The organism is Pseudomonas sp. 9Ag (assembly GCF_902506445.1).
Lineage (GTDB): Bacteria > Pseudomonadota > Gammaproteobacteria > Pseudomonadales > Pseudomonadaceae > Stutzerimonas > Stutzerimonas stutzeri_AB.
Window position 1 is genome coordinate 3,764,200 of record NZ_LR733836.1, and the last position, 25,879, is coordinate 3,790,078.

The following is a 25,879-nucleotide window of genomic DNA, read 5'->3' on the forward strand; positions in this document are numbered from 1 at the left end:
CAAGGACGTACTGCCATGAAGGTTTTTTTCGGCAAGCTTGCCGCGTTTTTTCGCAAGACCTGGGTATGGAGCCTGTGCGTCTTGCTGGTGTTGGCCCTGCTCGTATGGTTCGTTGGGCCACTACTGGCGGTGGACGACTACAAGTTCTGGGAGTCGTCCAGCAGTCGTCTGCTGACCATCGCCGGCCTCTGCCTGGTCTGGGGCCTGTTCATTGTGTTCGCCAGCTGGCATAGCACTCGTCGCAAGCAGGCCGAAGCCAGCGACGAAGAGGTTCAGGAGCGGCTTCGCCGTGAAGGCTTGGTCAGCGAAGAGCAAGGCATCCTGGGCCAGCGCTACCGCGACGCCGTTCGTACGCTCAAGAGCTCGAGTCTGTACCGCGGCCGCAGCGAGAAATGGCGCAACGACCTGCCCTGGTATTTGCTGCTCGGTCCTCAAGGCAGCGGCAAAACCTCATTGCTGGACTTTTCCGGCCTGGACTTTCCCCTCAACCGTGGTGAAAACCAGCGACTGACCAGGGATGTCTCAGGCACCCGCTACGCAGACTGGTACTTCGCCGACCATGCCGTGCTGATCGATACGGCCGGCCGCTACCTGACTCAGCCCGACTCGGGTGTCGATGGCAAGGCCTGGGAAACACTACTTGGCCTGCTGCGCCGCCGCCGTGCACGCCCGCTCAATGGCGTGCTAATCAACATCCCCGTCGAGCAGCTGCTGCACTCGAGCGAACTGGAGCTCGAAACGCTGGCGCGCCAGAGCCGTCAGCGTCTGCACGAGATCCACCAGCGCCTGGGCGCCGACGTACCGGTTTATCTGGTGCTGAGCAAAGCGGATAAGATGCTTGGCTTCGACGAGTTCTTCGACCAACTTTCGCGCGAGGAAAGCGACCAGGTGCTCGGCGCGAGCTTCCGCAAGGAACAGGATGGCACCGACGTCAACGTGGTTCGAGCCGAATTCGAGGAGCTGCTGCGCCGGCTCAACAGCCAGGTCATCCTGCGCATGCACCAAGAGCGCGATACCCAGCGCCGGGGTCGCATCCTTGATTTCCCGCACCAGCTTGGCCAGATTGGCGAGCGGTTATGCCTGTTCGTCGAACTAGCGTTCTCAGGCAACCGCTACCAGCGTGCCAGCCAGCTGCGCGGTTTTTACCTCACCAGTGCACCGCAACTCCAAGGTGGACTCGATCCGCTCACCAGCGGCATCGGCCGCAACCTCGGCCTGTCGAGCAGCGCGTTGCCGACATTCCGCAGCGGACGTGCTCGCTTTATCAATCACTTACTCAGCCGCGTGATCTTCCCCGAAGCCGACCTCGCCGGTCTCGATCAGAAGGAAGTACGCCGCATCGATTGGGGCCAGCGCGCCCTGTATGCCGCGAGTTTCACCTGCCTGGCGCTGTTCGGCGCTCTTTGGGCCAATGGCTTCTCCAACAACCATGAACGGCTTGAGCAGTTACGCGGCCTCGCTGACCAGCTGGGCCGCGAGCATCAGGGCATCACGGCTCAAGACGACGCACTGCGTACGCTCAAAGCGCTGGATACCAGCTTTGCGGCTACTCAGGTGTTTCCGGATAAGGCTGACGTGTCCTATTTGCAGCGCGGCGGGCTTTACCAAGGAGAGGTAGTCGATCCCACCGTCCACCAGGCCTACCGCCGTGAGCTGGAAACCCTGCTTCTGCCTCGCGTTGCACATCAGCTCGAAGCCCAGATACGTGCCAACCTGACTGATCGAGAACGCCTGCTTGGTAGCCTGCGTGCCTATCTTATGCTTAGCCTGGAAGGGCGTCGCGACGACGGCTTTCTAAAGGACTGGGTAGCCGCCGATTGGTCGCTGCGTTACGCCGGCAATGCCGTCGCACAGAACGGTCTCAACACCCATTTTGAGCGGCTGCTCGGTGACGGCTTCGCGCCTTACGCGCTCAACGACCAACTCGTCGCCGAGGCACGTCAGGTGTTGCGCAGCGAATCGTTGGCCACTGTCGTCTACCGCATGTTGCGCGATCAGGCTCGCAGCCTGCCTGATTACCGGTTCAGTCAGCATCTCGGACCGCAAGGCGCCCTGTTCAGCGGTAGCGACTACACCATCCCTGGCTTTTATACCCAGAATGGCTATCAGAAATTCTACATCGCGCAGGGCAGCGAACTGGTGCGCGAGATTCTGCGTGACAACTGGGTACTTGGCGAAGGCGATAACTTAAGCATGAAAGATCTCGGTCGCTTGATGGTCGAGATGGAGCAGCTCTATTTCCGGGATTACGCCAACTATTGGAGCGAAGCGGTCGCCCAGCTGACGCTGGAGCCTATCGCCGGTGCTGGCCAGGGCACGGTGCTGCTTAGTGGGTTGTCCGCGGCTAATTCGCCGCTGTTACAACTGCTTGTCGAAGTCCGTGACAACACCCGCTTTGCCGGCGTGGTCGATACCGCCGGCGACGCGGTGGACGCAGCCGATGCTCTCAAAAGCGCCAACGGCAAGCTGGGCAAAGCCGCCAAGCTCGCATCAGCCGCTGCCGAGCAGGCCCAGGCCGCACTGGCCAAGAACGTGCCTGACACGGCGCGCAAAACACTCGAGCGCCGCTTCGAGCCGCTGCATCGCCTGCTTGACGACAATGCAGGCGCTAGCGCTGAGCTTGTTCCCACGCTACAGGCCCTCGATGCGCTTCAACTACAACTGGCAAGTCTGGCCCACGCCAGTGCGCCTGATCAGGCGGCCTTTGAACTCGCCAAAGCGCGCATGGCTGGTCAGCGTGATGCCATCAACCAACTGCGAGCCAGCGCAGCGCGGCTACCACAACCGATCGGCAACTGGCTCGGCCTGCTCGCCGAAGACAGCTGGACTCTGGTCTTGAACGACGCCTACCACTACCTCAACCAACGCTACCAGAGCGAACTGTACGCGTTCTATAAAGGTTCGCTACGCCAGCGCTATCCTTTCAGCGCACACAGCGAGAGCGACGTCGCCATCGCTGACTTCCGGGAGTTTTTCAAGGCCCAAGGCGTTGCTGACGGGTTCTTTGATCGCTACCTGAAGGCGTTCGTCAGCGGAAGCGCTGGCCAATATCAGCTTCGTCGAGTCGACGGCCGTGGCTTGCCCTTGTCTCGCGAGTTCCTGTCGCAGATGAGCAACGCGCAAACGATCCGCCGCAGTTTCTTCGCAGAGAACCCGAACGAGCCGCAGATCCGTTTCAAGCTCGAGCCTTACTCGCTGGATTCGAGCCTGGGTCGCGCTGACTTCCGCTTTGGCAATCAGCAGATGGAATACCGCCACGGCCCGATCGTGCAGACCGCCTTCAGCTGGCCAGCCGACGCAGAGGATGGCCGCACCAGCCTGGTGGTCGAGGAACTCGGCGGGCGTCGTGTCGGTATCGAGAAGAACACCGGCCCCTGGTCGCTATTCCGCCTGCTGGACCTGATGCAGGTCGATTACCACAGCGGTCGCGACGTGCTGATGCTCAAGGCCAATCTGGGCGGCCGCAACGCCAACTACCTGTTACACAGCCAGCGTTCGCCGAACCCGTTCGACATCGCCCTGCTGCGCGACTTCAAACTTCCGGCGACACTTTAATGACAGCCACTGCGAACCTGGCGTACAGCTGGCGCAGCGCCGCGCGGACCGATACGGGCAAAGTCCGCGCACGCAATGAAGACGCCTTTCTCGACCTCCCCGAGCAAGGCCTCTGGGTCGTGGCCGATGGAATGGGCGGCCACCACAACGGCGCGCTAGCCAGCCGCCTGATCGTCGAGCAGCTCGCCGCGTTGCCTGAGGGCAGCATGGCGGAGCGCTTGGTCGCTCTGCGCCGCTGTTTGCATGACCTCAACCGCAGACTTGGGCAAGAACTGACGGTCACGGCAGATCGACCCGATCCCGTGATTGGCAGTACCGTGGTCGCGCTGCTGATGGAGGCCGACCGTGCCGCCTGCGTATGGGCTGGCGACAGCCGCTGCTACCTGTGGCGCCGGGGACGGCTTTATCAGCTCTCGCGCGACCATTCGCTGTTACAACAGCTGATCGACGAACAGAGCCTGAGCCCGCAGGAGGCCGCGCGTCACCCAGCCGCAAACGCCCTAACCCGCGCCATCGGCGCCAGCGAACAACTGACACTGGATATCCTCGAGTTCGATGTTTATCCAGGCGATACCCTACTGCTATGCAGCGACGGGCTCTACCAAAGCCTGTCACCGGACAGCTTGGGAGCATCGCTCAATGCGCCATCGACTGGCCTGGCTCTGCAAAGGCTGTTTGAGGAGGCCATGGACGGGCCGTGTCGAGACAACCTGAGCGCAGTGGTGATACGGCTATGAGCGAGCCCCTGCGCGCCGAGCCGGCGTCGGACCTTACCTACTTCGCCTTTGCGGCCTCGGCAGCCACACCGGAGAGCCTGGCAACATCGGCCGCTGCCATCGTCGCGAGTGATTTGCCAGCAGTATTGGCAGGCCGCTATCTGATCGAACGACTGCTTGGCGTCGGCGGCATGGGCGCCGTTTACCGCGCCCGAGACCTTTTGCGTGAGCAGTTTGGTGACCCGGAGCCGTACATCGCACTTAAAACCTTGAGCGATGAATTCGCTGAGTATCCCGATGCTCACACGCTGCTCTATACCGAGTTCGCTCTTACCGCTCGCCTAAGCCATCGCCACGTTGTGCGGCTGTTCGGTTTTGACGTGGACGCCGTCAGCCAGCGCGCGTTCATCACTCTTGAGCTGCTCAAGGGACCAACCCTCGACCAGGTGCTCAGCGAACGTCCGGAAGGGCTCACGTGGGACGAGCTACGCGAAATTGCCGTGCCCCTGATAGAAGCGTTGGCCTATTCACACAGTCGCGGCGTCATCCACGGTGACATCAAACCAAGCAACGTGATATTGGCCGAAGACGGGCTTCGCTTGTTCGACTACGGTCTCGGCCAGCCGCTCGAAGGCGGTCTGAAAAATCTGCCACGCCTGTCTCGGAACCGATTCAAAGCATGGACCACGCGCTACGCAGCCCCTGAACTTCTCGACGGCTCCGAGCCATCGGAAGCCAGCGATGTGTACGCGCTCGGTTGCCTGCTTTATGAAATGGCCAGCGGCAGCCACCCGTTCCGCCGGCTAAACGCCAAGCAGGCAAAAGCGATGGGGCTCGACAAGCAATTGGTACGGCCGCAGAACCTGCCCTGTGGCTGGCTTACCTTGCGAGCAGCGCTAGCGTTCGACGCTGATCAGCGCCAAGCCAGCTTGACCCAACTGTTGAATATATTCCGCCGTCCCGCACCAAGCCGCCTGCAGCGCTGGTTCGGACGCGCCCATGGATGACAACAAAACAAGGAAGCGCCATGTTCAACGCGGCCAATGACACTCATTTCAGCCTCGCTATCGATGGCGTAGAGCACGACCTGCAGGTTCTAGCGTTTACCGGGCGCGAAGCCATCAGCCAACCCTATCGTTTCGATCTTGAGCTGGTCAGCGAGCGTCCCGATCTCGCCCTGCAGAGCCTGCTGCACAAATCAGCATTTCTGTCGCTCTCACCTGCCGGTAATGGCATCCACGGATTGATCCATCGCGTCGCACAAGGTGAATCAGGCAAACGTCTGACCCGCTACCGGGTGACCCTCGTTCCGCAACTTGCCTACCTCACGCACCGTACCGATCAGCGCATCTTTCAGCACCTGACCGTGCCGCAAATCATTGCCCAGGTGCTCGAGGGTCACGGAATCCAGGCGAACGCCTATCGCTTTCAGCTCGGTCCGGTGGTCTATCCCGAGCGCAACTACTGCACCCAGTACGACGAAACCGACCTGCACTTTGTCCAGCGCCTATGCGAAGAAGAAGGTATCCACTATCACTTCGAGCACAGCCCGCAGGGTCATGTACTGGTGTTCGGTGATGACCAGACGAGCTTTCCCAAACTTGGCCAGCCCACCGCGTACCTGCAAGACAGCGGGCTGGTAGCCGACGAGCCTGTGATCAAGCGCTTCTCCGTGCGCCTGGAGACTAGTACCAACAGGGTGAGCCGACGGGATTACGACTTTGAACAGCCTCGCCTGGTGATGGAGGCCGCGCAGAAAGGCCAAGCGGGTGACGGACAGAGATCGTCTGAGCCAGACCTCGAAGACTATGACTACCCGGGTCGCTTCACCGATCGAGCCCGAGGCAAGCACCTGTCCCAGCGCTCACTGGAGCGCCACCGCGCTGACTACCGCCTGGCTGAAGGTCGGAGCGACCAGCCACGACTGGTTAGCGGGCACCTGCTGGAAATATCTGACCATCCGCGCCAGGAATGGAATGACCTCTGGCTGCTGACCGAGGTGCTCCACGAAGGCAAACAGCCGCAGGTGCTTGAGGAGTCGGTAACAAGCGAGACTGGTGTACGAGACAGTTTCACCCAAGGCTACCGCAACCAGTTTACCGCCACCCCGTGGGAGGTCCCTTATCGCCCGGCTCTGACGCACCCCAAACCGCGCGTGCTCGGCAGTCAGAGCGCTATGGTCACAGGCCCTGCGGGAGAAGAAATCCACTGCGACGAGTACGGCCGCGTAAAGGTTCAGTTTTTCTGGGATCGCCACGGCCAAGCCGATGACAAGACAAGCTGCTGGCTGCGCGTCAGTTCAAGCTGGGCCGGCGACCGCTACGGCGGTATTGCCATCCCGCGCGTCGGCATGGAAGTCCTGGTTACCTTTCTCGAAGCTGACCCCGACCAGCCCTTGGTAACTGGCTGCCTCTACCATGCCGAACACCAGGTCCCCTACGACCTACCAGAAAACAGGACCCGCAGCGTTTTCAAGACACTGTCGAGCCCCGGCGGGGGCGGCTACAACGAACTACGCATCGAGGATCGCAAGGGCGCTGAGCAGATATACATCCACGCCCAGCGGGACTGGGACGAAAACATTGAGCACGACCAGAAGATTCGCGTCGGCCACGAGCGTCACGACACGGTGGAAGCCAACAGCTACAGCGAATTCCAGGCTGAAGAACACCTGACCGTGACAAGCGACCGTAAGGTCGAGGTCAAACCTGATGACCATCTCACCGTCGGACAGAGCCAGCACATCAAGCTCGGCACTGCTCAGCTGACCAAAGCCGGCCGCGAAATACACCTCAAAGCTGGCCAGAAAATGGTCATCGAAGCCGGCATCGAACTGACGCTCAAGGCCGGCGGTAGCTTCATCAAGCTTGATCCGGGCGGCATCACAGTTTCTGGCCCGCTGATCAAAATCAATGCAGGCGGCGCACCGGGCAAAGGCTCGGGGATCAAGATCAAACCGCCCGTGCTGCCGGGCGCAGCGGATAGTGACAAGGCGGGGAGTTTGTTGGAGCAGGCGCAGGCGGGCGACCAGCCTGCCGAGCCGCGTCGGCGCAAGCGTTCACTCAATTTTTCCGGCTAAGACAAGGACAGGCTTGCCTAGCGGCAGCCCTATGAACAGGACGTATCAGACATGGCCGAAAGCAAACCGATCAATTGGGCGCTCCCCTTCCCGAGCAAGTCGCCGGATAGCCACTCGCTACAACTCATGACTCACATGGCCAACGCCAAGGGCGGCTACTACCCGACCGGCGAAAACGGCCTATGGCACGGCGGCGTGCATTTCGACGAGGGCACTGCGGTATTTTTCGATCAGTCGAGCGTGCGCTGCATGGCCGACGGCGAGGTGATTGCCTACCGTATCGACGAGCGCTACCCGTTCAGCGAGTTCACCGATGAAATCCCTAGGATCAAACGCGCGCCCTTCTCCACTGGGTTCGTCCTGGTGAAGCATAAGCTTCAGCCGCCACCGCTGCGCAATGCAGATGGCACCATCGCCGAAGGGCAGACGCCTCCAAGTCTGAACCTCTATAGCCTGTACATGCACTTGTTAGATTGGGCAGGCTACCAAGCGCAACCAGACCTGCAGCGCCCCGCCTTCTGGGAAGCCAAACGCTATACCGTGAATACCGAGAGCGACGGCCTGGGCGTACGCGCCGGTCCGAGCATGAACACCGCCAGGCTGTCGGAGCTGTCCAAGGGTGCGGAAATCACCATCGGCGAAACGGAAGGCGAATTCAGCAAGCTGGTCAGCCTCCTCAGCGGAACCGCACATCCCGCCTTGGCAGCAGACGATGAGGGGCAACTGCCCGGTTATGTATTCACCCGTTTGCTCAAACCGGTGAGCGAGCCTGCAAAATACGGAAAAGTCGTTGTCCTGGAGAACGGGTTGCCGATCAAGGCCGGTGAACTGATTGGCCATCCGGGCTTGTACCAGAACCACAACAGCGCTGCTCAGCACATGATCCATGTCGAACTGTTCAGCTGCGACGATGTGCCCGCGTTCATCGCCCGGAGCCGCACTTGGGCCAGCCGCTTGCCCGAGGACCAGAAAACACTCCTCAAGGTCTACAAGGGCGCCAGCAAGCTGATCGCGCATCGAGACGACATAAATACCGAGAATCCGCCGAAGCTGGACGATGACGGCACGCAGATCGGCGTCGACCTGGTCATTCCGCAGTCCCAGTTGGATGGGCTCCCCGCTTCGAGAAAAATCCAAGTCAAGGATGGCGCTAACAACACTATGTACTGGTGGCGGCTGGACGGTCTGTTCGCCGACGCTAACGGCAACCCCATCGACGGCTGGCTCGCCGAACAGGAGTTGATCACCACCCGCCACAACCCGTGGGAGTGGGAAGGTTTCCAATGCATAGAGGAAACCGGAACGCCCGTCGAAAAGCTCGCGTACAGCCTTAACGCCCGCCGCCTGCTAACCCCGGACGAACAGCACAACTATCGCACCCAGCTAAACAAGGTGGACGGCGGCCCTATTCTGGCACTAGCCCGTTTGAATGACATTGCAGACGCGGACAACGACGGCGTACTGAGCAGCCAAGAAATCAGGGCCGCCCTTACCAAACCGTGGCAGGCGCAGCTCTTAGGCGAGCTGATCGCACGATACGAAAGCGAATGGTTTTGGAACAAAACTAAGTGGGACGAGCTTGATTCTCTCTTGGCGGAAGAACTTGAACAGCCCAACCTGATTTGGGAGGCGGAGAAGCAGCGAATTGAGAAGTTAAGCTGGTGGGAAGATGTCGCCGATAAGGCTTACGTTAACGCGGACGGGGCAGCATGGCACTTGCAGCCGCTAACTTTCATTGGAACTTTCATTGGAACTTTCAATACAGCGGCTAGGGTTGAACCTACTATCAGAGAAGGGCGGATCACATTTGATGCTGAAGGGAATAATATTCCTTCATCTCCGTTTTTCAGTCGTGTTATCCACTGGCCAGGGAACGAGCTTTCAGGAGTTACGTTGGGGCGTGGCTACGACATGGGTTTCAGAACTGAGTCAGAAATTCATGATCATATGAAAAATGCCGGAATCGCTCACGATCAGGCGACAAAGATTGCTCAGGCCTATGGCAAAAAAGGAACTGCTGCGCAGCAATTCGTAGTCAGCAACAAGACAATCATTGGCGAAATTAGCTCCGAGCAGGAAATCAATCTCTTTAATGAGATCTATCCAGACTACATAGAACGGGCCATCGCCAATTATGATCGCTGGACAGAGAGCGAGCCTGAACGAACAGACTGGAGCTCCCTAAATCAGGTCATTAGAGATGTGCTGGTAGACTTCGTGTATCAAGGCTTCACAAAAGGGCCAAATCCAATGAAAGCCGGGATGAGAAACGACAAGGATCAGTTGATACGCTATATAGAAAATACGCCTGCGATCAGCCAGTACGAGCCAGGGCGAAACAGAGCTCGCTACCTCAGGAATAATTAGGGCATACAGTATGAAAAAAATTTCGTTTATGGTTTTCTTTCTTCTGCCTCCTGCGTTCAGCGATACCCTGTCAAATCCGTGTGAAAACATTGAGCTGTCCCAGCAAGTCGCGCAGTGTGCAGCATATAGAAAAGATCTGTCAGATAAGCTCTTGAACATTTCGTATAAGGCAACTTTGGGACGTATCCGGCAGCAGTTCGAAAGAATGCCCTCACTGGCGGACCAATACATCTCCGTTGTTAAAGAAGCGCAGCAGCACTGGATTAAACTGCGAGATGCCGACTGCAAGATCGAAGCTTTCGAAATAGAAGAAACCACAGAAGCGCATCAAGTAACGACTGATAATTGCATTTCGAGGATGAGTAACAATAGAGCTGACTATTTGGACGGCATCGCTCCAGATATATGAACAACGCACACTTTTTGAAATGGTTCCCTGTCATAACTATCTGCTGCTCACAACTGAGAAAAACCTTTATTATTCTGGCGCTTTTGCTAATAGCGTATGTAGCTATGGGCGAAGCGGCCGCCAGTAACCATATGGCTCGCCAGGGCGGCGCCGGGGTGATCGATTAGTTGAAGCTGGTCGGCACCGCCAGCCGTATCGCCGGCGAGGCTGCAACTGCTGCTGGCGCCCAAACACCAAGCGAATGTCGAGACAGGGTTCGAGCGTAGCCCGCGGTGGACTTGCTACGAATATCTAAGCGATTGAGCCAGTAGATAACCGATGCGCGCCGCATCAACCGATGAAAGGCTAACAGGCTGCGCGCCTGAGTTGCGGCAACGAAAAAGCCCCCGTCGGCTCTCGCCGGCGGGGGCTTTTAGTCAGCTAGGCTTAGATCAAGCCTTGGCTTTCTTCGCAGCGCGGTTGCGCTCGCCTTCGTCAAGGATCTTCTTGCGAAGACGGATCGACTTCGGGGTCACTTCGCACAGCTCGTCGTCCTGGATGAATTCCAGAGCCTGTTCCAAGGTGAAGCGAACCGGCGGAACCAGGGCGATGGTTTCGTCCTTGCCCGAAGCACGCATGTTGTCGAGCTTCTTGCCCTTGGTTGGGTTAACGCCCATGTCGTTGTCGCGGCTGTTCAGGCCGACGATCTGACCGTTGTAGATTTCCTGGCCGTGCTCGACGAACAGCTTGCCGCGCGCTTGCAGGGTTTCCAGGGAGTAGGTCAGCGCCTTGCCGGTATCGATCGATACCAGTACGCCGTTCTGGCGGCCGGACATGTGGCCAGACTTCATCACGTCGTAACGGTCGAAGATCGAGGTCAGGATGCCGGCGCCGTTGGTGATGGTCAGGAACTGGTTACGGAAACCGATCAGACCGCGAGCCGGGATGTTGTATTCCAGGCGAACACGGCCTTTGCCATCCGGCACCATGTTGCTCAGGTCGCCCTTACGCAGGCCCATCTCTTCCATGACCTTGCCCTGCGCTTCTTCAGGGATGTCGATGGTGACGTTCTCGAACGGCTCGTGCTTGGCGCCGTCGACTTCACGAATGATCACTTCAGGACGGCCTACGCCCATCTCGAAGCCTTCGCGGCGCATGTTCTCGATCAGTACCGACAGGTGCAGCTCACCACGGCCGGAAACCTTGAACTTGTCAGCCGAGTCGCCTTCTTCAACGCGCAGCGCCACGTTGTACAGCAGCTCTTTGTCCAGACGGTCCTTGATGTTACGGCTGGTGACGAACTTGCCTTCCTTGCCGCAGAACGGCGAGTCATTGACCTGGAAGGTCATGGAAACGGTCGGCTCGTCAACGGTCAGCGGCTTCATCGCTTCGACGTTGTTCTGGTCGCACAGGGTGTCGGAGATGAACAGTTCGTCCATACCGCTGATGCAGACGATGTCGCCGGCAGTAGCTTCTTCGACGTCAACACGGTGCAGACCGTGGTGACCCATGAGCTTGAGGATACGGCCGTTACGCTTCTTGCCATGCATGTCGATGGCAGTAACGGGAGTGTTGGGCTTGACGCGACCACGGGCGATACGGCCTACGCCGATAATGCCGAGGAAGCTGTTGTAGTCCAGAGCTGAAATCTGCATCTGGAACGGGCCGTCGATGTCGACCTTCGGAGCGGGTACGTGGTCAACAATCGCCTGGTAGAGCGGGGTCATGTCTTCGGCCATGTCGGTGTGGTCCAGACCGGCGATGCCGTTCAGGGCCGACGCGTAGACGACCTGGAAGTCCAGCTGCTCTTCGGTGGCGCCGAGGTTGTCGAACAGGTCGAAGATCTGGTCCAGAACCCAGTCAGGACGCGCGCCCGGACGGTCGACCTTGTTGATCACGACGATCGGGCGCAGGCCGGCTTCGAAGGCCTTCTTGGTCACGAAGCGGGTTTGCGGCATCGGGCCGTCTTGAGCATCGACCAGCAGCAGTACGGAGTCGACCATCGACATCACGCGCTCGACTTCACCGCCGAAGTCGGCGTGGCCGGGGGTGTCGACGATGTTGATGCGGTAGTCGTTCCACTTGATAGCGGTGTTCTTGGCCAGGATGGTGATGCCGCGCTCTTTTTCCTGGTCGTTGGAGTCCATCACGCGCTCGTCGTTGAGCTCGCCGCGCTCCAGAGTGCCGGACTGACGCAGGAGCTTGTCGACCAGGGTAGTTTTGCCATGGTCAACGTGAGCAATGATGGCGATGTTACGTAGATTATCGATCACAGTAGTGGTCTCGTAGTTGGGTCGGGCCGCTCGGCAAGTGCATCGAGCGGCCCAACGCGAAAAATTGGATGAAGATGAAGGTTCGTTAACGACGTGTCGCAGCAATTCAGCCGCGAAGCGGGTCGGGAGGGCGGTGGCGGATACTGCCGCCCAGCAGGCCGGGCTGTTTAGCTCGGACGATAAACGCGCACATTGACATGCCCCTCGCTCAACAAATGATGAGCATGCAGGCGGCTCATGACACCTTTATCGCAATACAGCAGGTACTGGCGGTTCTCATCCAGCTCCTTGAAGCGGTTGTTCAGCGCATAGAACGGCAGCGTATGCACTTCGATGCCCTGCAGTTGCAGAGGTTCGTCCTCGGCGAGGTCAGGGTGGCGAATGTCTAGCACTACCTGCCCGGCGCTCGCCTCGATGACTTCTTCAACTTGCAAATCCTGGCCCAGCTCGTCGATCACTCGATCAATGGCCACCTGGCGCGTGTTCGCCATGGCTCGCTCGAGCACCGCCATGTCGAACTGTTTTTCCTCATGTTCGATGCGGTAGCGCTTGGCCTTGGTCGTCGGATTCTTCGAAATCACGCCACAATACTCGGGCATGTTCTTGGCGAACTCGGCGGTGCCTATCTCGAAGGCGGTGTCGATGATGTCCTGCTTGTGGCTGGCGATCAGCGGCCGCAGCACCAGCATGTCGGTGGCGGAATCGATCACCGACAAGTTCGGCAGAGTCTGGCTGGAAACCTGGGAAATGGCCTCGCCAGTGACCAGGGCGTCGATGTGCAGCCGCTCAGCAATCTGGGTCGACGCCCGCAGCATCATGCGCTTGAGCACGACGCCCATTTGGCTATCGTCGACTTTCTCAAGGATCTCACCGACGACTTCCTCGAAGGGCACACTGATAAACAGTACCCGGTGCGAACTGCCGTACTTCTTCCATAAATAGTGGGCAACTTCCATCACACCCAGCTCATGGGCGCGGCCACCCAGATTGAAGAAGCAGAAATGAGTCATCAGCCCGCGGCGCATCATCTGATAGGCCGCTACGGTGGAATCGAAACCGCCGGACATCAGCACTAGGGTCTGCTCCAACGCGCCCAGCGGGTAGCCGCCAATGCCGTCATGCTGCGCATGCACGACAAACAGGCGCTGGTCGCGGATTTCCATCCGCACTTCGACTTCCGGTGTTTTGAGCGAGATGCCCGCAGCGTCGCACTGTTGGCGAAGCTCGCTGCCAACATATCGCTCCACATCCATCGAGCTGAATGGGTGCTTTCCAGCTCGCTTGCAGCGCACGGCGAAGATCTTGCCCGGGAGACGGTCAGCATAGTGCGCCTTGCACTTGGCGAGGATGTCGTCCAGATCGCCCAGCGGGTACTCATGTACCTCCAGGCAATGCGCGATGCCCGGCGTGCAACGCAGGCGCTCAATCATCTGCTGCAAAGTTTTCGCGTCGCTGAGCGCGGTTTCAACCTCAACGTTGTCCCACACCCCTTCCACCCGCAATTCGGGATCGAGGTCGCGCAGCACGGTACGGATGTTCTTCGCCAATTGACGAATGAAGCCCTTACGTACCGGCGGGCTCTTGATGGTGATTTCGGGGAAAACCTTGACGATCAGCTTCATGGAAAACAGCGCAGCGCCAGCATGGCGTGAAAAGAGGGGGGCGGAGTATATCGGAATTTGATCAAGCTTTAGTCAGTTTTATCGGACAGCCTAGCTTTGCACCCAAATGGACCACTGGCGCAAGCATCCGCACCACTTTAGCGCATAAACACCGGAGCGCAGCGCCGACAAATGGCAGCAAGCACGCCAAACGGCCGCTGCAAGCCCAACCGGAACCATCTCGGAGCACTGGCATGCAATTTGCTCCCTTGTGAGGCAGGTCGCCTTGACGGAGTATCGCCCGCTCGGCTTCACCCCCTAGATTCCGGAAGCTTATCTGTCAACGCTTCCACCACTTGGAGAGCACCATGTCGAAGTCGCTTCAACTGATCAAAGATTACGATGTGAAGTGGATTGATCTGCGCTTCACCGACACCAAGGGCAAGCAGCATCACGTGACCGTTCCGGCGCGCGACGCCCACGACGAAGACTTCTTCGAGCACGGCAAGATGTTCGACGGCTCGTCCATCCATGGCTGGAAGGGCATCGAAGCCTCCGACATGATCCTGATGCCGGTCGATGAAACTGCCGTTCTGGATCCGTTCACCGAAGAGCCGACCCTGATTCTGGTCTGCGACATCGTCGAGCCGAGCACTATGCAGGGCTACGACCGCGACCCGCGCTCCATCGCCAAGCGCGCCGAGGAGTTCCTCAAGTCCACCGGTATCGGCGACACAGTATTCGTTGGCCCGGAGCCTGAGTTCTTCATCTTCGACCAGGTCAAATTCAAGTCCGACATCTCCGGCTCCATGTTCAAGATCTACTCTGAACAGGGTTCCTGGATGACCGACCAGGACGTCGAAGGCGGCAACAAGGGCCATCGGCCAGCCGTCAAGGGCGGTTACTTCCCCGTTCCGCCGTGCGACCACGACCACGAAATCCGTACTGCCATGTGCAACGCGATGGAAGAGATGGGCCTGGTCGTCGAAGTGCATCACCACGAAGTGGCGACCGCTGGTCAGAACGAAATCGGCGTCAAGTTCAACACGCTGGTTAACAAGGCTGACGAAGTTCAAACCTTGAAGTACTGCGTGCACAACGTGGCTGATGTCTACGGCAAGACCGCCACCTTCATGCCGAAGCCGCTGTATGGCGACAACGGATCGGGCATGCACGTACACATGTCGATCTCCAAAGACGGCAAAAACACCTTCGCAGGTGAAGGCTATGCCGGCCTGTCCGAGACCGCTCTGTACTTCATCGGCGGCATCATCAAGCATGGCAAGGCTCTGAACGGCTTCACCAACCCGTCGACCAACTCGTACAAGCGCCTGGTTCCGGGCTTCGAAGCACCGGTCATGCTGGCCTACTCGGCTCGTAACCGTTCTGCCTCGATCCGTATCCCGTACGTTTCCAGCCCGAAAGCCCGCCGTATCGAAGCGCGCTTCCCGGATCCGGCTGCCAACCCTTACCTGTGCTTCGCCGCACTGCTGATGGCTGGCCTGGACGGCATCCAGAACAAGATTCACCCTGGCGATGCCGCTGACAAGAACCTCTACGATCTGCCGCCGGAAGAAGGCAAGCTGATCCCGCAGGTTTGCGGCAGCCTGAAGGAAGCCCTGGAAGAACTCGACAAGGGCCGTGCGTTCCTGACCAAGGGCGGCGTGTTCTCCGATGACTTCATCGACGCCTACCTCGAGCTGAAGAGCGAGGAAGAAATCAAGGTCCGTACCTTCGTTCACCCGCTGGAATACGACCTGTACTACAGCGTCTAAGCCAGTCCGCGTGACAGAAAAGGCCTCCTTCGGGAGGCTTTTTCGTTTCTGCGATGTCACTAGCCAGTGATACCGACGTTGCGACAAGCGACCGAAGTGGCGTCGATCTCAAATCCCAAAGGTCGCACTTGCCTCGCCGCCTGCGCGGTGCAAGGCTTCCAGTCATCCCTACCGCGGAGCTTCCCATGCGCATTGCATTGTTCAGCCTGCTACTCGTCCTCATGGCTCCCGCCATGGCGCAGATCTACAAATACACTGACGACAAGGGCAACACCGTCTTCACCAATCAACCTCCGGAAGGCGTCGAGGCAAACGCTGTCGATCTCCCACCCGCCAACACCGTGAACATCAAGACGCCCGACGCCCCGCCGCCGCTAGCCAACGAGCAAAGCAGCGAGGGTCAACAGCAGCCCTATCGCAGCCTCGCGATTGGCGGCATCCCGGATGAGCAGGCGTTGCGCGCCAACAGCGGCACCTTTGTCGTCAACGCCCAGCTCGATCCGCCCCTAAAGCAAGGACACCAGATCCGCTTCTTGCTCGATGGCGTTCCTCAGGCAGAACCTAGCAGCACGACCGCACTGCAGCTGGTAAACGTGGATCGCGGAACTCATCTGCTGGAAGTCCAGGTGCTCAGCGGTGGGCAGGTCGTGCAACAAGCCGAAGAACAATTCACCGTGCAGCGCGTCCACACCTCCAGCCCTGCCCGTCGATGAAGCGCCTCTCGCGGCTTGGACTGGTCGGACTGTTACTGGCGTGTGCGCTACCTGCGAGCGCGGCGATCTACAGCTATATCGACGTCGAAGGCAATCGGGTCTTTACCGACCGCCCCGACGGTCGTGCGGTCGAACAGGTAGAGACCAAACCTGCGAATACGATGGCCGCCCAGCCCCTACCACCCCCGAAGCAAGCGGTTAAGGTCCTCAAAGCCACCGCGCCCAGCTACATATTGCTCGATATCCTGCTACCAGCTCCCGACGCCACCATCCGCAACAACGCCGGCGAGCTGGCAGTCAGCGTAACCAGTCAGCCACCCCTTCATCCGGGCCATCAGTATCGTTTGCTACTCGACGGTGCGCCCGCAAGCGCACCCGGTGAGAGTCCTGTTCTGACTTTGCAGAATATCGACCGAGGCAGCCACCAGCTGGTGGTCGAAGTGATCGACAGTCAGGGCGAGCGCGTACAGTCCAGCGAGCCACGCGCGTTCCACATGATGCGCACCTCTCTTGCGCAACGCCGAATGGTCAACCCATGCAGGAAGGCGGACTACGGTGTCCGCCCGGAGTGTCCGCTGAAGGATAAGCCCAAGGAAAAGAAAGATATTCCATTCGTGCCCTTTCTGTGACCACTCTATGCACCTTACTGGTGCACTGATTCAGCCATCTGGTTTAGCGCAGCCCTTCTCGATCGATGCCCCGCGCTGGAGCGCCAGTGCCAGCGGTGCCGCGCCGAAGAGGAGCGCATTGGTTTGCTTCTTGCATTTCCCGACTCACACCCCGGATGCAGACTGCCATGATCAACGAAGCCCTACAGCGCCTGCTGATCGAGAATCTCACCACCGCCACCCTTTTGCTGAATTCGCGGTTGCGCCTGGAATATATGAACCCGGCTGCCGAGATGCTGCTGGCAGTCAGCGGCCAGCGCAGTCACGGACAATTCATCAGCGAGCTCTTTACTGAATCCTCCGAGGCCCTGGCTGCGTTGCGGCTGGCTGTGGAAGAAGCGCACCCCTTCACCAAGCGCGAAGCGACGCTGACCTCCGCCAGCGGACAGACGCTAACCGTGGACTACGCGGTGACGCCGGTACTGACGAAGCAGGAGACCATGCTGCTGCTGGAAGTGCTACCGCGTGACCGACTGCTGCGCATCACCAAGGAAGAGGCCCAGCTGTCAAAGCAGGAAACCACCAAGATGCTGGTTCGCGGCCTCGCCCATGAGATCAAGAATCCGCTCGGTGGCATACGCGGAGCCGCTCAGCTGCTGGCTCGCGAGTTGCCCGAGGAGCACCTCAAGGACTACACCGAGGTCATCATCGAAGAGGCTGACCGCCTGCGAAACTTGGTCGACCGCATGCTCGGTTCGAACAAGCTCCCCTCGCTGGCGATGACCAACATTCACGAAGTTCTCGAGCATGTCGCCAGCCTGATAGAAGCCGAGTGCCAGGGCAGCCTCATTTTGGTGCGCGACTACGACCCAAGCATTCCCGAGGTCCTGATGGACCGCGCACAGATGATTCAGGCCGTGCTCAATATCATGCGCAACGCCATGCAGGCGCTTGCCGGGCAATCCGAATTGGGTCTGGGCCGGTTGACCCTACGCACTCGTTCGCTGCGCCAATTCACCATCGGCCACATTCGCCATCGCCTCGTGGCGCGGATCGAAATCATCGACAACGGGCCAGGCATCCCTGCCGAGCTGCAGAACACCCTCTTCTACCCAATGGTCAGCGGCCGCCCAGACGGCACCGGGCTCGGCTTGGCCATTACCCAGAACATCATCAGTCAGCACCAGGGTCTGATCGAATGCGAAAGCCATCCCGGGCATACCGCGTTCTCGATCTTCCTGCCGCTGGAACAAGGAGCACCAACCGCATGAGCCGCAGCGAAACTGTCTGGATTGTCGACGATGACCGCTCCATCCGTTGGGTTTTGGAGAAAGCCCTGCAGCAGGAGGGCATGACGACTCAAAGCTTCGACAGTGCCGATGGCGTACTGGCGAAGCTCGCGCGGCAGCAGCCGGACGTGATCATTTCCGACATCCGCATGCCCGGCGTGAGCGGTCTCGACATGCTGGCGCAGATCCGTGATCTCTATCCGCGCCTGCCGGTGATCATCATGACCGCGCATTCGGACCTCGACAGCGCGGTGGCTTCCTACCAGGGCGGTGCGTTTGAATACCTGCCCAAACCCTTCGACGTCGATGAAGCGGTGTCTCTGGTCAAGCGCGCCAATCAGCACGCGAAAGAACAACAAGGGCTCAAAGCGCCTGCCGACCAGCGCCAAACGACAGAAATCATCGGCGAAGCGCCGGCAATGCAGGAGGTGTTCCGCGCAATCGGTCGCCTCTCGCACTCCAACATCACGGTCCTGATCAATGGCGAGTCCGGCACCGGTAAAGAACTGGTCGCCCACGCCCTGCACCGGCACAGCCCGCGCTCGGCCTCCCCGTTTATCGCCCTGAACATGGCCGCAATTCCCAAAGACCTGATGGAGTCGGAGCTGTTCGGTCACGAAAAAGGCGCCTTCACCGGCGCCGCCAACCAGCGTCGCGGCCGCTTCGAGCAGGCCGATGGCGGCACCCTGTTCCTCGACGAAATCGGCGACATGCCCGCCGACACCCAGACCCGACTCTTGCGCGTACTGGCTGACGGCGAGTTCTATCGGGTCGGCGGCCATACACCGGTCAAAGTTGACGTGCGCATCATTGCCGCAACCCACCAGGACTTGGAAACCCTGGTTCAGGCCGGCAAATTTCGCGAAGACCTGTTCCATCGACTGAACGTCATTCGCATTCATATTCCCCGTCTGTCCGACCGCCGCGAAGACATCCCGACGCTGGCTTCACACTTCCTCGCCAGTGCCGCTACCGAGTTGGCAGTCGAGACCAAGCTGCTCAAGCCGGAAACCGAGGAATACCTGCAGAACCTGCCGTGGCCAGGCAACGTTCGCCAACTGGAAAATACCTGCCGCTGGATCACAGTAATGGCGTCCGGGAGGGAGGTGCATGTCGATGACCTGCCCCCGGAGCTGCTCAATCAGCCGGCCGATGCCATGCCGTCGAACAACTGGGAGCAGGCGCTGCGCCATTGGGCGGACCTGGCGCTGGCTCGCGGCCAGTCGAATCTGCTCGACGAGGCGGTACCGGTATTCGAGCGCATCATGATCGAGACCGCGCTCAAGCACACCGCCGGACGGCGCCGTGATGCGGCCCTGCTGCTGGGCTGGGGCCGAAATACGCTGACGCGCAAGATCAAGGAGCTGGGCATGGGCGGGGACAGCGCTGACGAGGACGAGGGAGACGAGGCCTGAGTCGGCAACGGCGGATAGGCGGGTTCGCTTCAGCGCGGTTTGACCTCGATCAGCAAGCGCCACTCGCCATCGGTTTTTTCACCCGACCAGCTGGCTATCAGCGGTCGGGTCGCCACGAAATGCAGTAACAACCCCTTCTCGGTTGATTGCACGCGCCAGCCCGCACTGCCGCCCTCGATTTCCACGCGCCCGGCATCTGCATTGCCCTTGGACTGGAAGAGCATCCCGACCGCTCCATCAACGTCCTGGCTGTAGAGCTCCGGCTCGCGGCTGAACCATAACTGCAATCCCCTCGCGACAGGCTCGATACGCAACAACTCAACCGGGCCCGGGCGAAAGACGTGGCCGAGAAACGAGCCGAACAACAGCCCGAGCAGCACCAGCGAGCCAAAAAAGCGCCGGCGAATGCGCGGTAGCGGGTCGTCAGCCGCAGGGCCGCCTGCCGCAGTAGAATGCCGGTCGTTTTCAGAGTCGGTGCCGCGCATGTTTCATGTATTCCTTTTTCAACCGGAAATTCCGCCGAATACCGGCAACATTATCAGGCTCTGCGCCAACGCCGGCTGCAGCCTGCATCTGATCGAGCCTTTGGGCTTCGAACTGGATGACAAGCGGCTGCGCCGCGCCGGGCTGGATTATCACGAGTATGCCCCGCTCAAGCGACACGCCGACCTCGACAGCTGCCTCGAAAGCCTCGGTCACCCTCGCCTGTTTGCCTTCACTACCAAAGGTTCGCAGCCGTTTCATGAGGTCAGATTCCAGCGCGGCGATGCCTTCCTGTTCGGCCCGGAAAGTCGCGGCTTGCCGCCGGGGATCCGCGACGCACTGCCCACCGAGCAGCGCCTGCGTTTGCCAATGCGTCCCGACAGCCGCAGCCTGAACCTGTCAAACACCGTAGCCGTCGCCGTCTACGAGGCTTGGCGACAGCTGGATTTCGCATTGCAATAGCGCCGTCCCGCCAGCCGCGTGTTGCTCGGCGCTCAGTCGGGCTCAGCTCTGCCTGCACGGCAAGCTCCCTCGCCTCACTCGACGGGCTCATAAGGGGTCGGGACGTGATTCCCTCGCATCGGTTGAAATGCGCGGCAGCGTCCCCCATATCAAGCGCATTCGGGCATTCATCGCCCCGCTGCGTGGAGATTTTCCTTTGACCACCATCGTTTCAGTACGCCGCAACGGCAAAGTCGTCATGGGCGGCGACGGCCAGGTTTCCCTCGGCAATACCGTCATGAAAGGCAACGCCAAAAAGGTCCGGCGCCTCTACCACGGCCAGGTCCTGGCGGGCTTCGCTGGTGCCACCGCTGACGCCTTCACGCTATTCGAGCGATTCGAAGGTCAGCTGGAGAAACACCAGGGCCATCTTGTGCGCGCGGCCGTTGAGCTGGCCAAGGACTGGCGGACCGACCGTTCGCTGAGCCGCCTGGAAGCCATGCTAGCAGTGGCCAACAAAGACGCCTCGCTGATCATCACCGGCAACGGCGATGTGGTGCAGCCAGAAAACGACCTGATCGCCATGGGCTCCGGTGGCGGGTTCGCCCAAGCCGCCGCAATGGCGCTGATGCAGAAAGGTGATCAGAGCATGTCCGCGCAAGACATCACCGAAACCGCGTTGAACATTGCCGGCACCATCTGTGTCTTCACCAACCAGAATCTCACCATCGAGGAGCTCGACAGCGCGATCTGATCGCCCTTGAGCCCCGGAGTACCGCACCATGTCCATGACGCCCCGCGAGATCGTCCACGAACTCAATCGCCATATCATCGGCCAGGACGACGCCAAGCGTGCCGTCGCCATTGCCCTGCGCAACCGCTGGCGGCGGATGCAGCTCTCCGCTGAGCTGCGCCCCGAAGTCACCCCGAAAAACATCCTGATGATCGGCCCCACCGGCGTGGGCAAGACCGAGATTGCTCGGCGCCTGGCGAAGCTCGCCAACGCGCCATTCATCAAGGTTGAAGCGACCAAGTTCACCGAGGTGGGTTATGTCGGGCGCGATGTCGAGTCAATCATCCGTGACCTCGCCGACGCCGCACTGAAGATGCTGCGCGAACAGGAAGTAGTCAAAATGCGCCATCGGGCTGAAGATGCTGCCGAAGATCGAATCCTCGACGCGCTGCTGCCCCAGGCCCGGCCGGCCGGCTTTAACGAAGATCAGCCCGCGCAGAGCACCGATTCCAATACGCGCCAGCTATTTCGCAAGCGCCTGCGAGAAGGCCAGCTGGACGACAAGGAAATCGACATCGATGTAGCCGAGAGCCCGGCCGGCGTCGAGATCATGGCCCCGCCGGGCATGGAGGAAATGACCAATCAGCTACAGAGCCTCTTCTCCAATATGGGCAAAGGCAAGACGAAGAGTCGCAAGCTGAAGATCAAGGACGCGCTCAAACTGGTCCGCGATGAAGAAGCCGCACGTCTGGTCAATGAGGAAGAGCTCAAAGCCCGTGCCCTGGAAGCCGTCGAGCAACACGGCATCGTCTTCATCGACGAGATCGACAAGGTCGCCAAGCGCGGCAACACCAGCGGTGCCGACGTTTCCCGCGAGGGCGTTCAGCGCGACTTGCTGCCACTGATCGAAGGCAGCACGGTCAACACCAAGCTGGGCATGGTCAAGACCGACCATATCCTGTTCATCGCCTCGGGCGCGTTCCACCTGTCCAAGCCCAGTGATCTGGTGCCCGAGTTGCAGGGTCGCCTGCCGATTCGCGTCGAGCTCAAGGCGCTGTCGCCGGAAGACTTCGAGCGCATCCTCACTGAACCGCACGCCTCGCTGACCGAACAGTACCGCGAGCTGCTGAAGACCGAAGGACTAGGGATCGAATTCGCCGCGGATGGTATCAAGCGTTTGGCCGAAATCGCCTGGCAGGTCAACGAGAAGACCGAGAACATCGGCGCTCGACGCTTGCACACGCTGCTCGAGCGGCTGTTGGAAGAGGTCTCGTTCAGCGCCGGCGACCTGGCCGGACAGCAGAACGGCGAGCCGATCCGTATCGACACAGCCTACGTCAACAGCCACCTCGGTGAGCTGGCCGAGGATGAAGACCTGTCGCGCTACATTCTCTAACGCAAGCGATTGCGCCGGGTCTCGCTAAACGCGACCCGGCGCCTTTGTCTGGAGCACTCGATGCGCATCCCCACCGCGATCAAACTACACAAGACATCGAAAACGCTGGAGCTGGAGTACGGACCCGAGCAGCGCTACGTGCTGCCGGCGGAGTTTTTGCGGGTGCACTCGCCGTCTGCCGAAGTCCAGGGCCACGGTAATCCAATCCTCCAGACCGGCAAGATCAACGTTGCACTCGATGGCATCGAGCCGGCCGGACAATACGCGTTGAAGCTGACCTTTAGCGATGGCCATGACAGCGGCCTGTACAGCTGGGACTACCTCTATCGGTTGGCGACCAATCAAGAGCAGATATGGGCGGATTACCTCGAGGCACTTGCAGCCGCTGGGAAGTCGAGGGACCCGGACATCTCACCGGTCAAGCTGATGCTGTAACGGCTGGGCCGTAGGGTGGATCACGCTTCACCGATCCACCAACACTGGTACAAACCAAGCAGAGCGGTGGATGTAAAAAGCGACATCCACCCTTGTATCTCGACTACCACGCTATGTTGGGGTGATAGTTCCCGACTGATCATTGGGGGAAGGCCAGGAAGCCGTATCCACCCTTAGGCTTTGAGCCTGCGACGTAGATAGCGCTGCGGCCTTCCATACTCACTCTTACAGCTCGAACGGTATCCAGAGCCCGCCTCCGGCGAGAGCTCGCATCAGCAAGGTAGAGCTGAGTGAAGTGTTGATCTTTCTGAACCAGCAGGAGGACTTATGCCCAGCGTCATCGGCATCGATATCGCCAAACGCACGTTCGANCAAAGACAAACCCCCGATCCTCTTACGAAGATCGGGGGTTTGGTGTAGAAGCTTGACGATGACCTACTCTCACATGGGGAAGCCCCACACTACCATCGGCGATGCGTCGTTTCACTACTGAGTTCGGGATGGGATCAGGTGGTTCCAACGCTCTATGGTCGTCAAGCAATTCGGTTGGGGAGTCGGTGTTTAGTCGCTTCCCCTAATTGGGTATGTGATGGTGTTGCAGTATTGGTTTGCTTTGCGAGCGATGCGTCTTTTCGGTTTGTTTGTCGACTTCAACAGTCTGACACGCAAACATCAAATTGTTTGGGTGTTATATGGTCAAGCCTCACGGGCAATTAGTATTGGTTAGCTCAACGCCTCACAGCGCTTACACACCCAACCTATCAACGTCGTAGTCTTCGACGGCCCTTCAGGGAGCTCAAGGCTCCAGTGAGATCTCATCTTGAGGCAAGTTTCCCGCTTAGATGCTTTCAGCGGTTATCTCTTCCGAACATAGCTACCCGGCAATGCCACTGGCGTGACAACCGGAACACCAGAGGTTCGTCCACTCCGGTCCTCTCGTACTAGGAGCAGCCCCTCTCAAATCTCAAACGTCCACGGCAGATAGGGACCGAACTGTCTCACGACGTTCTAAACCCAGCTCGCGTACCACTTTAAATGGCGAACAGCCATACCCTTGGGACCGGCTTCAGCCCCAGGATGTGATGAGCCGACATCGAGGTGCCAAACACCGCCGTCGATATGAACTCTTGGGCGGTATCAGCCTGTTATCCCCGGAGTACCTTTTATCCGTTGAGCGATGGCCCTTCCATACAGAACCACCGGATCACTAAGACCTACTTTCGTACCTGCTCGACGTGTCTGTCTCGCAGTCAAGCGCGCTTTTGCCTTTATACTCTACGACCGATTTCCGACCGGTCTGAGCGCACCTTCGTACTCCTCCGTTACTCTTTAGGAGGAGACCGCCCCAGTCAAACTACCCACCATACACTGTCCTCGATCCGGATAACGGACCAGAGTTAGAACCTCAAAGTTGCCAGGGTGGTATTTCAAGGATGGCTCCACGCGAACTGGCGTCCACGCTTCAAAGCCTCCCACCTATCCTACACAAGCAAATTCAAAGTCCAGTGCAAAGCTATAGTAAAGGTTCACGGGGTCTTTCCGTCTAGCCGCGGATACACTGCATCTTCACAGCGATTTCAATTTCACTGAGTCTCGGGTGGAGACAGCGCCGCCATCGTTACGCCATTCGTGCAGGTCGGAACTTACCCGACAAGGAATTTCGCTACCTTAGGACCGTTATAGTTACGGCCGCCGTTTACCGGGGCTTCGATCAAGAGCTTCGCTTGCGCTAACCCCATCAATTAACCTTCCGGCACCGGGCAGGCGTCACACCCTATACGTCCACTTTCGTGTTTGCAGAGTGCTGTGTTTTTAATAAACAGTCGCAGCGGCCTGGTATCTTCGACCGGCATGAGCTTACGCAGTAAATGCTTCACCCTCACCGGCGCACCTTCTCCCGAAGTTACGGTGCCATTTTGCCTAGTTCCTTCACCCGAGTTCTCTCAAGCGCCTTGGTATTCTCTACCCAACCACCTGTGTCGGTTTGGGGTACGGTTCCTAGTTACCTGAAGCTTAGAGGCTTTTCCTGGAAGCATGGCATCAACCACTTCTCCTTCTAAAAGAAGGATCGTCATCAGTTCTCGGCATTAAGATCCCGGATTTACCTAAGATCTCTGCCTACCACCTTAAACTTGGACAACCAACGCCAAGCTGGCCTAGCCTTCTCCGTCCCCCCATCGCAGTAACTAGAAGTACGGGAATATTAACCCGTTTCCCATCGACTACGCTCTTCAGCCTCGCCTTAGGGACCGACTCACCCTGCGTCGATTAACGTTGCGCAGGAACCCTTGGTCTTTCGGCGTGGGAGTTTTTCACTCCCATTGTCGTTACTCATGTCAGCATTCGCACTTCTGATACCTCCAGCAAGCTTCTCAACTCACCTTCACAGGCTTACAGAACGCTCCTCTACCGCTCAACTTACGTTGAACCCGTAGCTTCGGTACCTGGTTTGAGCCCCGTTACATCTTCCGCGCAGGCCGACTCGACTAGTGAGCTATTACGCTTTCTTTAAAGGGTGGCTGCTTCTAAGCCAACCTCCTAGCTGTCTGAGCCTTCCCACATCGTTTCCCACTTAACCAGGATTTTGGGACCTTAGCTGACGGTCTGGGTTG

18 protein-coding genes and 2 rRNA genes (1 of these 20 cut by a window edge) are annotated in these 25,879 nt (G+C 59.1%); 15 read left to right on the forward strand and 5 right to left on the reverse strand.

The genetic code is table 11. The features are described from left to right. Positions 1–15 precede the first annotated feature (15 nt). Genes tssM through ALTERO38_RS17195 form a run of 6 tightly spaced genes read left to right on the forward strand, consistent with a single transcriptional unit; the run spans position 16 to position 10,126 of the window. Complete coding sequence (gene tssM / locus ALTERO38_RS17170; RefSeq protein WP_159969103.1) at positions 16–3,555, forward strand: type VI secretion system membrane subunit TssM; 3,540 nt, start codon at positions 16–18, stop codon at positions 3,553–3,555. Then, the gene (locus ALTERO38_RS17175; protein ID WP_159969104.1) at positions 3,555–4,292 is read left to right on the forward strand and encodes a PP2C family serine/threonine-protein phosphatase; all 738 of its coding nucleotides are present in this window, start codon (positions 3,555–3,557) and stop codon (positions 4,290–4,292) included. Before tssM ends, ALTERO38_RS17175 begins: the two co-directional genes overlap by 1 nt. Then, the gene (locus ALTERO38_RS17180; RefSeq protein ID WP_178114604.1) at positions 4,289–5,278 is read left to right on the forward strand and encodes a serine/threonine-protein kinase; all 990 of its coding nucleotides are present in this window, start codon (positions 4,289–4,291) and stop codon (positions 5,276–5,278) included. The genes ALTERO38_RS17175 and ALTERO38_RS17180 overlap by 4 nt, the downstream gene beginning before the upstream one ends. Before the next feature lie 20 nt (positions 5,279–5,298). Beyond that, positions 5,299–7,350, forward strand: coding sequence for a type VI secretion system tip protein TssI/VgrG (tssI, locus tag ALTERO38_RS17185; RefSeq protein WP_159969105.1), 2,052 nt, complete (start codon positions 5,299–5,301; stop codon positions 7,348–7,350). Between the two features lie 51 nt (positions 7,351–7,401). Further along, entirely contained in the window at positions 7,402–9,717 is a 2,316-nt protein-coding gene (locus ALTERO38_RS21585; RefSeq protein ID WP_159969106.1) for a hypothetical protein, read from the forward strand. Positions 9,718–9,727: 10 nt separating this feature from the next. Next, positions 9,728–10,126 carry a lysozyme inhibitor LprI family protein gene (locus tag ALTERO38_RS17195; protein WP_159969107.1) on the forward strand — a complete coding sequence of 133 codons (399 nt, stop codon included), beginning with the start codon at positions 9,728–9,730 and terminating at the stop codon, positions 10,124–10,126. Between the two features lie 431 nt (positions 10,127–10,557). Here ALTERO38_RS17195 and typA read toward each other — a convergent pair whose 3' ends face one another. Next, entirely contained in the window at positions 10,558–12,378 is a 1,821-nt protein-coding gene (gene typA / locus ALTERO38_RS17200; RefSeq protein ID WP_102838247.1) for a translational GTPase TypA, read from the reverse strand. A gap of 167 nt (positions 12,379–12,545) precedes the next feature. Further along, positions 12,546–14,000: a tRNA uracil 4-sulfurtransferase ThiI gene (thiI, locus tag ALTERO38_RS17205; protein WP_159969108.1), complete on the reverse strand. Its 1,455-nt coding sequence runs from the start codon at positions 13,998–14,000 to the stop codon at positions 12,546–12,548. Positions 14,001–14,347: 347 nt separating this feature from the next. Between thiI and glnA the strand changes: the two genes are divergently transcribed. The 5 genes from glnA (at position 14,348) to ntrC (ending at position 19,779) form a co-directional block, all read left to right on the forward strand. Then, on the forward strand, positions 14,348–15,754 hold the full coding sequence (glnA, locus tag ALTERO38_RS17210; RefSeq protein WP_102838245.1) for a glutamate--ammonia ligase: 1,407 nt from the start codon (positions 14,348–14,350) through the stop codon (positions 15,752–15,754). A 185-nt stretch (positions 15,755–15,939) separates the two neighbouring features. Further along, positions 15,940–16,467: a DUF4124 domain-containing protein gene (locus ALTERO38_RS17215; RefSeq protein WP_159969109.1), complete on the forward strand. Its 528-nt coding sequence runs from the start codon at positions 15,940–15,942 to the stop codon at positions 16,465–16,467. After that, positions 16,464–17,096: a DUF4124 domain-containing protein gene (locus tag ALTERO38_RS17220; RefSeq protein WP_159969110.1), complete on the forward strand. Its 633-nt coding sequence runs from the start codon at positions 16,464–16,466 to the stop codon at positions 17,094–17,096. Before ALTERO38_RS17215 ends, ALTERO38_RS17220 begins: the two co-directional genes overlap by 4 nt. Before the next feature lie 167 nt (positions 17,097–17,263). Beyond that, positions 17,264–18,346, forward strand: coding sequence for a nitrogen regulation protein NR(II) (gene glnL / locus ALTERO38_RS17225; protein ID WP_102838242.1), 1,083 nt, complete (start codon positions 17,264–17,266; stop codon positions 18,344–18,346). Next, on the forward strand, positions 18,343–19,779 hold the full coding sequence (gene ntrC, locus ALTERO38_RS17230) for a nitrogen regulation protein NR(I) (protein WP_159969111.1): 1,437 nt from the start codon (positions 18,343–18,345) through the stop codon (positions 19,777–19,779). The genes glnL and ntrC overlap by 4 nt, the downstream gene beginning before the upstream one ends. Before the next feature lie 29 nt (positions 19,780–19,808). Here ntrC and ALTERO38_RS17235 read toward each other — a convergent pair whose 3' ends face one another. Further along, positions 19,809–20,264 (reverse strand): hypothetical protein, encoded by a 456-nt coding sequence (locus ALTERO38_RS17235; RefSeq protein ID WP_159969112.1) that lies wholly within the window; start codon positions 20,262–20,264, stop codon positions 19,809–19,811. Between ALTERO38_RS17235 and trmL the strand changes: the two genes are divergently transcribed. The 4 genes from trmL (at position 20,263) to ALTERO38_RS17255 (ending at position 23,267) form a co-directional block, all read left to right on the forward strand. Then, entirely contained in the window at positions 20,263–20,724 is a 462-nt protein-coding gene (gene trmL / locus ALTERO38_RS17240) for a tRNA (uridine(34)/cytosine(34)/5-carboxymethylaminomethyluridine(34)-2'-O)-methyltransferase TrmL (RefSeq protein WP_159969113.1), read from the forward strand. The genes ALTERO38_RS17235 and trmL overlap by 2 nt on opposite strands. Before the next feature lie 196 nt (positions 20,725–20,920). After that, entirely contained in the window at positions 20,921–21,457 is a 537-nt protein-coding gene (gene hslV, locus ALTERO38_RS17245) for an ATP-dependent protease subunit HslV (RefSeq protein WP_045431382.1), read from the forward strand. 28 nt (positions 21,458–21,485) lie between these two features. Continuing rightward, positions 21,486–22,832 carry an ATP-dependent protease ATPase subunit HslU gene (gene hslU / locus ALTERO38_RS17250; RefSeq protein WP_102838238.1) on the forward strand — a complete coding sequence of 449 codons (1,347 nt, stop codon included), beginning with the start codon at positions 21,486–21,488 and terminating at the stop codon, positions 22,830–22,832. Positions 22,833–22,892: 60 nt separating this feature from the next. Beyond that, positions 22,893–23,267, forward strand: coding sequence for a gamma-butyrobetaine hydroxylase-like domain-containing protein (locus tag ALTERO38_RS17255; protein ID WP_148925911.1), 375 nt, complete (start codon positions 22,893–22,895; stop codon positions 23,265–23,267). A gap of 422 nt (positions 23,268–23,689) precedes the next feature. Here the strand turns inward: ALTERO38_RS17255 and rrf are convergent. Together rrf and ALTERO38_RS17265 are read right to left on the reverse strand one after the other, a co-directional pair. Beyond that, a 5S ribosomal RNA gene (gene rrf / locus ALTERO38_RS17260) occupies positions 23,690–23,805 on the reverse strand. Between the two features lie 154 nt (positions 23,806–23,959). Next, positions 23,960–25,879: ribosomal RNA gene (locus tag ALTERO38_RS17265) — 23S ribosomal RNA — on the reverse strand (it continues 971 nt past the right edge of the window).

What these genes read in the sequence shown, in the direction of transcription:
- ntrC (WP_159969111.1), top strand. Translation starts at nt 18,343, where the DNA reads ATGAGCCGCAGCGAAACTGTCTGGATTGTCGACGATGACCGCTCCATC.
- ALTERO38_RS17215 (WP_159969109.1), top strand. Translation starts at nt 15,940, where the DNA reads ATGCGCATTGCATTGTTCAGCCTGCTACTCGTCCTCATGGCTCCCGCC.
- trmL (WP_159969113.1), top strand. Translation starts at nt 20,263, where the DNA reads ATGTTTCATGTATTCCTTTTTCAACCGGAAATTCCGCCGAATACCGGC.
- ALTERO38_RS17180 (WP_178114604.1), top strand. Translation starts at nt 4,289, where the DNA reads ATGAGCGAGCCCCTGCGCGCCGAGCCGGCGTCGGACCTTACCTACTTC.
- ALTERO38_RS17175 (WP_159969104.1), top strand. Translation starts at nt 3,555, where the DNA reads ATGACAGCCACTGCGAACCTGGCGTACAGCTGGCGCAGCGCCGCGCGG.
- ALTERO38_RS17220 (WP_159969110.1), top strand. Translation starts at nt 16,464, where the DNA reads ATGAAGCGCCTCTCGCGGCTTGGACTGGTCGGACTGTTACTGGCGTGT.
- ALTERO38_RS17195 (WP_159969107.1), top strand. Translation starts at nt 9,728, where the DNA reads ATGAAAAAAATTTCGTTTATGGTTTTCTTTCTTCTGCCTCCTGCGTTC.
- glnL (WP_102838242.1), top strand. Translation starts at nt 17,264, where the DNA reads ATGATCAACGAAGCCCTACAGCGCCTGCTGATCGAGAATCTCACCACC.
- ALTERO38_RS17255 (WP_148925911.1), top strand. Translation starts at nt 22,893, where the DNA reads ATGCGCATCCCCACCGCGATCAAACTACACAAGACATCGAAAACGCTG.
- tssM (WP_159969103.1), top strand. Translation starts at nt 16, where the DNA reads ATGAAGGTTTTTTTCGGCAAGCTTGCCGCGTTTTTTCGCAAGACCTGG.
- thiI (WP_159969108.1), bottom strand. Translation starts at nt 14,000, where the DNA reads ATGAAGCTGATCGTCAAGGTTTTCCCCGAAATCACCATCAAGAGCCCG.
- ALTERO38_RS21585 (WP_159969106.1), top strand. Translation starts at nt 7,402, where the DNA reads ATGGCCGAAAGCAAACCGATCAATTGGGCGCTCCCCTTCCCGAGCAAG.
- glnA (WP_102838245.1), top strand. Translation starts at nt 14,348, where the DNA reads ATGTCGAAGTCGCTTCAACTGATCAAAGATTACGATGTGAAGTGGATT.
- tssI (WP_159969105.1), top strand. Translation starts at nt 5,299, where the DNA reads ATGTTCAACGCGGCCAATGACACTCATTTCAGCCTCGCTATCGATGGC.
- ALTERO38_RS17235 (WP_159969112.1), bottom strand. Translation starts at nt 20,264, where the DNA reads ATGCGCGGCACCGACTCTGAAAACGACCGGCATTCTACTGCGGCAGGC.
- hslU (WP_102838238.1), top strand. Translation starts at nt 21,486, where the DNA reads ATGTCCATGACGCCCCGCGAGATCGTCCACGAACTCAATCGCCATATC.